The 8411-nt window shown below is 69.5% G+C and carries 8 protein-coding genes and 2 pseudogenes; 8 read left to right on the plus strand and 2 right to left on the minus strand.

Annotated elements, in window-relative coordinates:
• Positions 1 to 2: 2 nt before the first annotated feature.
• The 8 genes and pseudogenes from ABT342_RS34350 to ABT342_RS34385 all read left to right on the plus strand — a co-directional run.
• Positions 3 to 668 (plus strand): TylF/MycF/NovP-related O-methyltransferase, encoded by a 666-nt coding sequence (locus ABT342_RS34350; RefSeq protein WP_351582451.1) that lies wholly within the window; start codon positions 3 to 5, stop codon positions 666 to 668.
• Entirely contained in the window at positions 665 to 1588 is a 924-nt protein-coding gene (locus ABT342_RS34355) for an NAD(P)-dependent oxidoreductase (protein WP_351582452.1), read from the plus strand. The genes ABT342_RS34350 and ABT342_RS34355 overlap by 4 nt, the downstream gene beginning before the upstream one ends.
• Positions 1585 to 2451 carry a hypothetical protein gene (locus ABT342_RS34360; RefSeq protein WP_351582453.1) on the plus strand — a complete coding sequence of 289 codons (867 nt, stop codon included), beginning with the start codon at positions 1585 to 1587 and terminating at the stop codon, positions 2449 to 2451. The genes ABT342_RS34355 and ABT342_RS34360 overlap by 4 nt, the downstream gene beginning before the upstream one ends.
• Before the next feature lie 30 nt (positions 2452 to 2481).
• Entirely contained in the window at positions 2482 to 4341 is a 1860-nt protein-coding gene (locus ABT342_RS34365) for a radical SAM protein (protein ID WP_351582454.1), read from the plus strand.
• Positions 4338 to 5057 carry a 2OG-Fe(II) oxygenase gene (locus ABT342_RS34370; RefSeq protein ID WP_351582456.1) on the plus strand — a complete coding sequence of 240 codons (720 nt, stop codon included), beginning with the start codon at positions 4338 to 4340 and terminating at the stop codon, positions 5055 to 5057. The genes ABT342_RS34365 and ABT342_RS34370 overlap by 4 nt, the downstream gene beginning before the upstream one ends.
• A 94-nt stretch (positions 5058 to 5151) precedes the next feature.
• Positions 5152 to 5313: a hypothetical protein gene (locus ABT342_RS34375; RefSeq protein WP_269730655.1), complete on the plus strand. Its 162-nt coding sequence runs from the start codon at positions 5152 to 5154 to the stop codon at positions 5311 to 5313.
• 58 nt (positions 5314 to 5371) lie between these two features.
• Positions 5372 to 6262, plus strand: a complete 891-nt coding sequence (locus tag ABT342_RS34380; RefSeq protein WP_351582458.1) for an aKG-HExxH-type peptide beta-hydroxylase — start codon at positions 5372 to 5374, stop codon at positions 6260 to 6262.
• A 236-nt stretch (positions 6263 to 6498) separates the two neighbouring features.
• Positions 6499 to 6606 (plus strand): annotated as a pseudogene (locus ABT342_RS34385) (hypothetical protein); the annotation flags it as partial.
• Positions 6607 to 6950: 344 nt separating this feature from the next.
• On the opposite strand, the gene ABT342_RS34395 reads toward ABT342_RS34385, so the two are convergent.
• Both ABT342_RS34395 and ABT342_RS34400 read right to left on the minus strand, forming a co-directional pair.
• Positions 6951 to 8156, minus strand: a complete 1206-nt coding sequence (locus tag ABT342_RS34395; protein ID WP_351582460.1) for a hypothetical protein — start codon at positions 8154 to 8156, stop codon at positions 6951 to 6953.
• A gap of 82 nt (positions 8157 to 8238) precedes the next feature.
• A pseudogene (locus ABT342_RS34400) lies at positions 8239 to 8411 on the minus strand (IS3 family transposase); the annotation flags it as partial.

Consider the following 8411-nt stretch of genomic DNA (forward strand, 5'->3'; position numbering starts at 1 on the left):
TCATGGATCCGACACTGAAGGATCTACGGGAGTGGCTGCTGCGGGAGCACTCCGGAACGGTCTGTGCCGACCGGCTCCACGTGATCGCCGACGAGCTCACCGACCTGACCGCCCGCGGTTTGCCGGGCCCTGTGGTGGAACTCGGCTGCTACAGGGGCGCGATGGCCCTCTGGATCCGTAGCGTGCTCGACTCACTGGGCGACCGCGACCGCGAGATCCACGTCTACGACTCCTTCCAGGGCATGCCCGCGCCCGGCGCCGAGGACTCGGACCACCTGGCGGCGGGCGAGCTCCGGTCGTCCCCGGACGACGTGCGCGCCACGCACGCGGCCTGGGGCAGGCCGCCGCCGGTCATCCATCCGGGATGGTTCGACGAGACCCTTCCCAAGGAGCTGCCCGACGAGATCGCGTTCGCCTACCTGGACGGCGACTTCTACGACTCCACCCTCACGGGGCTCACGCACTGCGTCACCCGCCTGGTGCCGACGGGCGTTTTGCTCGTCGACGACTACGCGGACACGGTGGTCAATCCTCGGGCCTGGGACGGGCTCCCAGGGGTGAAGCGCGCCTGCGACGCGTACTTCGGCGTGCCGTCGCCGGTGACCGTCATCGTCGGCGAAGGCGATCTCGCCTTCGGCCGGTACGAGAAGCCGGAGTTCATCCGATGAGCGCCGTCCTGGTGTTACGCGGTGCGGCGGACGCGAGCGCGATCCGCCGCGCCCTGCCCGATGTCCTCGTACACGAGTTGCCGGACCTGGACTCGCCTCCGCCCGCCGACACGGCCGTGCTCGTCCTGCGTTCCGGCGTCCGTCTGGGCGAGCGGGAGCTCGACGCGCTTCCTCGCCTGCGGCACGTCGTACGGACCGGCTCCGGCATCGATCACATCGACGTGAGCACCCTCCGGCACCGTGGGATCACGCTGCACCGCAACGCCGAGGCCGGCGCGGACGCCGTGGGCGAGTGGGTGCTCGCCGCCGCTCTCGCCCTGGCCCGGCGGATCCCCTTGGGGCAGCACGCGCTGCTGCTGGGCCGGCACGAGAAGCAGGCATGCATGGGTGCGTCACTCGGCACCCTGGCCGCAGGTATCTGGGGCGCGGGTCCGGTGGGGCTGGCCGCAGATTGGGCCCTCGCCCCCTTCATGGGCCACACGGCCTTCGCCGCGTGGCCGTCGAACCCTCCCGGTCTGCGGGAGCTGTCGCCGACAGCCCTCATGGAGCAGTCGCAGGTACACGTGATCGCTCTGCCGCTGCGCCCCACGACCGAACAGCTCATCGGCGAGGACTTCCTCGCACGCGTCGCTCCGCAGCGGCCTCTGCTGATCTGCGCCGGTCGGCTGGAGACCCTCGACGTCGCCGCCTGCCTGCGGGCGCTGGCGGACGGGAGGCTCTCGGGCCTCGCCCTCGACCCGGTCGAGCGGAAGCATCTGCCGCTCCTCACCGACTCCACGACGCCGCTCAACCTCCTGGCCTCACCTCACATAGGTGCCCAGCGGTCCGACGTGCGCGGCGCGCTCGACATATGGGCCACAGATCTCCTCAGGGAGATCACCGCTGACAACAAGATCCTGATCGAGGGAGGCCACCGGTGAACCCATCGACACGACTGCGCCGGGAGATCGCCGACAGAGTCGCCCAGGCACTGCTCGCGTCCGGCAAGGCCCGCGAGGTCTGGCTGGAGGGAGCCCTCGCCTGCGGCTTCGCCCACGCGGCGAGCGACATCGACCTGCGTGGCATCGTGGAAGGCACCCTGCCGGCGTGGGAGTCACGCATCGTGGATGGCGTCCGTGTCGACCTCCAGGCGACAGCGCCGCAGCGGGCGGAGGAACTCCGGTACCTGCTCCGCTCCTTCGACGTCCACCGCGACGACCTCGGATCGTTCCGACGGGTACGCGCCTCGATGCACGACCTCATGTGCCTGCGCACCGCTCTCTCGTACGGCTCCGGACGCTGGGGCCCGGTGCTCGATCCCGAGGAGCGCCAGGGCTACCGACGCTGGGCGGTCGCCGACCAGGCGGAGGTCGCGGCGAGCCTCGCCGAAGACCTGACCGGCCTCGTCGCGGACGGCCTGGCCGAACCGGTCGGCGTCGTCTGCCGGAAGCTGGAGACCTGCCTCACCGCGCTCGAGTGCGCGGCGGCCGGGCATCCGATCCTGGGCGACAAGTGGCTGCCGCTTCTTGCCGGCGCTCCGTCCCGTCTGCCGATCGACGCGGCCCACGCGGAGACGTGGGAGTGGTTCCGTCCGGTTCAGCGGCGCGTGACCAGAGCGCTCCTGGACTGCTGGCCCGTCAATGACCCGCTGCGGACGCCTCCCAACCTGGGTGCCCCTGACGCCGGCTGGCTGCCCCAGCGATACGCCGACGGATGGTTCCTTCGCCGCGGCGACGTCCACATCCCCGTCACCGGCGGCCAACTCCTCGGGTGGCTGTCCACGGTCTCCACCGATGGCGCGTAGACCGCGCCTCTCCTCCTCGGGAGTCCTCTGATGCCCGTCACCCGCACCGCCCCCACGGACCTGGAGAGTCTCTACGCCCCGCTGTCGAACACCGGGCCGGACACGGCGGTCTCTGTCATCCTCAAACTCCGGGGAGAGACCTGCGACATCGACTGCCTGTACTGCTTCGAGAAGCGCAAGGAGTCACCGGGCGGCGCCCGGATCAGCGCGGAACAGGTCCACCGCCTCGGTTCGATCTTCTCCGGGCGTCCGCTCAGCATCGAACTCCACGGCGGGGAGCCCCTGACCGCCGGCCGGGAACGGATCGCGGAGATCCTTGACGCGCTCGCCGCACAGCCGAACGTCATCCGCGTGAGCCTCCAGACCAACGGGCTCCAGCTCGACGACGCCTGGCTAGACCTGTTCGAGCGGCACTACCCGGAGCTGGAGATCGGCATCTCCCTCGACGGGGACGCACTCGGGAACTCGTGGCGCGTCGGCTACGACGGCCGCCCCACGTACCCGCGAGTGGTCGAAGCCCTGGAACTCCTCGGGCGTCGGGAACGCCGCGTCGGCGTCATCTGCGCCGTCACCCCGTACGTCCTCGGCCGGGCCTCCGAGGTCATGGAGCACCTCGCCTCCTTTCCCGCCGTGACGACGGTCAGCCTGGTGCCGTGCTTCGACGCGGCGGTCACCCAGTCGACCACGGTGGCCGGATCCCGTACGCCGACCAGCCGGGCACTCCAGCGACGGGCCATCGGCCCCACCGGCCCGACCTGGGCCGTCACGCCGCGTCAGTACGCCGACTTCGTGCTGGAGGCCGCCCACCACTGGGTCGCCAGCGGCCTGTTCCGCCGCGTCAAGCTGGAGCCCGTCGTCTCCGTCATCCGCCGTCTGAGGGGTCTGCGGACCCGCTCCTGTCACTTCTCCGACTTGAAGTGCGACCACGTCCTCACCCTCTATCCCGATGACCGCCTGGGAAGCTGCGACGAACTGCCCTGGCCGCAGGCTGGCCTGGCCGCGCTCGGCGACGTACACGTTGAGACGGACGTGGCCGGCGCCCAGAGCAGCTCTCCCCTGCTTCGGCAGGCACGCTCCCTGGTCGCGAAGTGCACGACCTGCGACTACCGCGACACCTGCGGCGCGGGCTGCCCGGCGGTCCGCCTCCGCTTCGCCGCCGCAGGCGACGAAGACGCCTACTGCGACCACCGCATGCGCCTGATCGACGGCGTCGCCGCCCTGCTCGCCCAGCCGGACCTCACGCCCGGTGCCTCCTGTTCCCGGCTGCGCTGGCGTCCCGTCCGGCCCAACGACATGCACCAGGTCGCCGCCTTCCTGGCCCGCTGGGACGACCCCACCGTGCCCCGCACGCCCGCGCGTCTCCAGGTCAGCGCCAGCGGGAACATCAACACGGTCGGTCTCCCCGGCGTCCACGAGGCAGACGATCTCGACCCCCACCACCCCCAGTGGCACGAGGGCATCGAGCCCGGCGTCCACCCGGTCGTCGACGCGCTCACCGCGGGCTGGAACGCCGTCACCTACGACAGCTGCCAGGGCCACGCCTACGCCGACCTCCCCCGAGCCGAGCCCCGCTTCCTCTCGGTCGGCATCCTGCCGCGCGACCGCGCCGAGTACGCGCGCACAGCGGCGCGCCTGTGCCGTACCGCCAGCCGAGCCGAGTCCTCCCTGCCCGAGGCGTGTTCGCTGGTCCTCGGTCGCAGCGAGCTCACGTGCCGCACCACCGGCCGGGTGTATCCGACGCTCGACCTCCATCTCGTACCCTCGGCCGGCACCACGCCTGCCGAGTACTTCGAGGACCTAGCCCAGGCGGTGCGTGTACTCACGGTGGCCCTGGCCGAAGCCGCCACTGCCCCGCCGTCCACCCCCTGCGCGTGCGGAGGCGAGCAGTGATCCACATCGCCGAGACCCTGTCCATCCGCACTGTGGAGGGCTTCATCAAGCCGGACGAGATCGAGCGACTCAACCTCGTCATGGACGACACGCTCGGCCCCCTCGGACGCGACCGCTACGGCGCCAGCCGCCACACCACCATCCACGAGATCCCCGGTCACTCCCCCGCCGAGGCACAGGGCGTCTACGAGCCGGCCGGCCGAATCGAGATGACCGAGATCCCGCACGAGGCGACCGCCCTGCTCGACCAGGCCCTTGAACTGTGCATGGCCGCCATCACGCGCACCCTGCCATCGGTCACCGGCCACCGGCCGTGGATCTACCTCGAGTACGGCGCCGACCAGTACATCACCCCCCATGCCGACGGCATCGCCCCCGATCCCCTCACCCGTCCCCGCCAGATCGCCGCCGCGACGGTCACACTCACGGACATCCAGGACACCGGCGGCGCGTTCTACGTGGAGACCACGGGTAGCGACGCCGTCTGGACCGCGGACAAGGCGCCGACCGGGTCGGGTTACGCCCCGGGGATGCGCTTCGCACACGAGGGGACGGACATGTCCTCCCCCTGGTTCCGCAGCATGCCGCGCACTCGATGGAACGTCGCCCCGTCTCCGGGAACGCTCGTGGTCTTCGGCAGCCAACTCGTCCACGGCACGGAGCCGGTCCGAACCGGCCGTGTGCGCAAGTTCCTCACGCTCTTCGTCTCCGAGTGAGCAGGTAACCCGCCATGAACGGACCCCGTGGTCCGCCGTCCCTCCCGCCCCCTCACCGCCAACCCACGGCCCCGATCAGAGGAGAGAGCGAGCAGTGGCAGACGACAAGACGTTCGACGAGTTCCTGGAGGCCGTCGCGTCCCTGCGTGACAGCGACACGGTGCGCACGACCGCGCACACCTCCAACGCGGCCACCGAGACCTGGCTCGCCGCCACGGTGGAGCCCGACGCCACCGAGCCCACCACCACGGCCTGACCCGCTACCGGGGCCGGACCCAGCCGGGGTCCGGCCCCGGTCCACACCTGGAGTCCAGATGAGCACCCTGTCCCCGGAAGCCCTGGTCACCCTCGATGGCATCGCCGGCCACCAGCACCTCCGGACCAGCCGCATCGCCTCCGTACTCGGCAACGGCATCGGCTCGTCCGCCCTCGACTACGCCGTGGCCCACCACCTGCTCGAAGGCGCCGAGCACGCAGCGCGCGCCCGGAACACGAACCTCCTCGCCTGGTACCGGAAGACGACGACGCGAGACCTGACCCACCTGTCCACCGGCCCGCACATCCTGCTCAGCCCGCGACCCGAGAACCTGCTCCGTTCGGAGATCTCCGAAACCGCGTACTACCTCATCCGTCCCGACACCAGCCCTGCCCTGCCCGAAGCCCAAGCGCTCGTGCGCGCCGCGCTTGCATCCGCCGCCGAGCACGGCTTCGGCACACTGCTCACCCAGCACGCCCCCGTCGTCTGCCTGCTCAACCGCCGCCGACTGGACGAGACCCTCCACAGCTGGGCGCTCACCCGCCTCCCTGGCACCGTCTTCACCGACTACACCGCCCACCCCGAGGTCCTGGCCCGCGACCTGATCCACGAGGCCGCCCACAACTGGCTCAACGACGCCTTGGCCGCACATGACGTGCGCCTTCCCGCCGACATCACCTTCTTCTCCCCCTGGCGGGGAACTCCTCGCCCCGTCTACGGCTTCCTGCACGCGTGCTGGGCCTTCTCCCTCACCGTGCTGTACGCGCGGCAGGCCAGCCGCAGCGCCACGGGGGCCGTGGCCTCCTTTCTTGACGCCCATCTGCGCCAGCAGGTGGGCCAGTTCGCCTCCGCACTCGATTCGCTGGCCCAGGCACTCTCGTATGTCTCCGCTGACGCGCTCCGCGATCGCGTCAGCCGTGCCGTAGGCGAGGCCATGGAATCGGCGTAACCCCGGCGTCTGTCCGAGCACTCCCACCCCAGATGGCGCGCGCCGTAACAAGGGTGCGAATGAAGTCCCTGATCGATAGAATCGCCCCTTGGCCATCGACGCCAACGTCGAGCTCGGCGGCGTGGAACAACTCTTGAACCTCCAGATGTGCCGCGAGGTCATGAAGATCTCGGACCAGACCCCCGAGGTCGTCATCACCGCCCAGCTCATCGAGGGCCGACGGCACGGGTACCAAGATGAGCAAGAGCAAGAGCACCTACGTGGGCCTCACGGCGTCGCCGTACGACGCCTACGGCCGGCTGATGTCCATCCCCGACTACCTCACCGAGCCGCACCTCCAGCTGCTCACCGAGTGTACGGACGACGAGATCCGCCTGGTCACCAAGCGCCTGGAGGAGGGAACCGCGCACCCGATGACTATCGGATCCCCGTCGGCGAAGGGGTGCTGTGGCCCGCCGCTGCGGCGCTTCCCTCGGCGGAGGCGGGTGGATGGTCGGAGACAACCGCAACACCGACATCGAGGGCCGAGCGGCGGGCCTGCGGACGCCCTGGGGCTGCCGGGAAGCAGTGGCCCGAGGGTCTCAACAGCCCTGACGCGGCGGCCGAGGCGCCGTGGAGGCGATCGAGCACCTCCTGACGTGGGGACCGTTCCCGCTCCTCGCCTCAGCTTGTCGTTTAGCGTCGCAGGTCAGCTACTGGCCCCAGGGCCTGGCGTCGGCCCACGCCTCCGAGTTCTGCCACGGGCCCGGCTGAACTTCACCAGCGCCCGGAAGTCGTCCCTGGCGCGCAGCGAACTCAGACACGGATCTTGTCTTGCTTCCTCTTTGTCGCGCTCGTTGGGCAGTGCGAAGCGCAGCTGATGGATGGCATCTTCGGGGCTGGCTGCTCCTCGCCGTTCGAGGAAGCAGTCCAGGCACGCGTTCTCGTAGGCGTACCGGGGCACGACTGTTCTGTCCGCCGGCGCGGGAAGCAAGGGGCCTACCAGCTGCAAGGCCTCGATCTGGCGCAGCATGACGGCAGCAATAGGTTTCACCTGCTCGGCGAACTGAGCCCACTGCGGGATCTCATTCTTTTCCCCTTGGCACTGGTCCGCAAACCGCCTCACCGAGGCGGCCGCAGCTTCGAGTTCCTTGAGATTTTGTGGATATCCTTCGGCAGCATAAAGGTTGATCCGCTGGGCAGCACTGCGGTACAGCGCCCGGATGAGGAGCGGCGACCCCTCAGGCAGGTTCAATTGTTTGAGTTCATCGTCTAGGGCGTCCGCGAACTGCCGGTAGGCGGGCTCGTCGATCTTTGTATCACCCTGTAGGGCCCACAGGTACTCAAGGCGGGCCAGAGGGTATTGCGGATCCTCGTTGACAGCGCGGGCGAGCAGGGCAGTGCGCTGCTCTGGGTCGTCGATGAGCGCGGCGCTAGTGGCGATGACGTGAAGGGTGACGCTCTTCCAGCTAAGGGCCGAGTAGAGCCCCCTTTGGAGCCGATGGTGAACTTGGCTTAGGTGCACGAGGATGAACGCCGCCGCTCCGGTCAATAGCTGTGCTTGAAGACGGTCCCCATTTGCGGCGTCTTGATCTGTGGTGCCCTCGATGGACGGCAGGCCCATGTCGAGGCGGCTGAAGATGACGCTCGCGGCGTGGCTGCCGTTGCGGGAGAGAGTGACAGCGACACGGTTGGGATCGACGATGCTGACTCGGGCACGCCAGGTCAGGTCTGGCCGGAGCGCGAAATAGAAGGCGGAGAGCGTACCGATGATCCTTCCTGCGGGCAGTGTGCTGAGGTCTTCGCTGTGGACGGTACTGAGGGGGCTTGAGGCGGTGGATGAGTGCATGCGGAGGCGAGGCGGCGACTCCGCGCCCAGTGTCTGAATGCGGGCGAGCAGGTAGTCGGTAGCCACTGCGTCAGTCCTCCCCTCGGCGGTCTGGACCGCGACCTGAACGCGCAGATGGGTCTGGTGCAGGTTCGGGTGACAGGTTGGGTCACGCGGCCTGGAGGGCCGGTGTGGTCATGACGGTTTCGAATTCGACGGGGGTCAGTCGGCCGAGTGCGGCTTGTCGGCGGCGCCGGTGGTAGGTCCGCTCGATCCAGGTCACGATCGCGATCCGCAGTTCTGCGCGGGTGGTCCAGCTTTGGCGGTCGAGGACGTTCTTCT

It is taken from the genome of Streptomyces sp. NPDC000410 (genome assembly GCF_040300305.1).
Classification (GTDB): Bacteria; Actinomycetota; Actinomycetes; order Streptomycetales; family Streptomycetaceae; genus Streptomyces.